1 protein-coding gene is annotated in these 513 nt (G+C 65.1%); it reads left to right on the forward strand.

Annotation, left to right across the window (positions count from 1 at the left end; genetic code table 11):
• Positions 1-513 (forward strand): IS30 family transposase (locus AC1DP0_RS22585; RefSeq protein ID WP_478088936.1); only part of this gene is annotated, 513 nt, incomplete at both ends.

A 513-nucleotide genomic window follows, 5' to 3' on the forward strand; every position in this document is an offset into this window, starting at 1 on the left:
CTACAGGATTGCCCAGCTTTACGCCGAAGGGCGCTCGATCCGGCAAATCGCGGCAGCTCTGGATCGCGCGCCATCGACTGTCTCCCGGGAGCTGAAGCGCAATGCCGGCGTGCAGGTCGGCTACAAACCCGCTTACGCGCAGGGCCAGACAACAGCGCGGCGCTGGAAGGGCGCTCGGTTGGACCGCGATGTTGGGCTCCGCACTCAGGTTCTGGACGGACTTCAGCGTGGCTGGTCCCCAGAACAGGTCTGCGGGGTGCTCGCCTTACAGCATGGCCGCAAGGTGATCTCGCCGGAGAGTATCTACCGCTTCATCCACGCTCAGATCGCGCGCACCAAGGATTACAGCTGGCGACGATATCTGCCGCGCGGCAAGAGCAAGCGAGGCGTCCGTGGTCGCAAGGGCGGGTCGTCAGCGCTGCATATAGCGGGCCGGGTGCCGATCGCCGACCGACCAAAGGAGGTCCTGGACCGCGCCACCGCCGGCCATTGGGAGGGTGATCTGATGATGTT

This window comes from Terrabacter sp. P5_B1 (assembly GCF_056400505.1).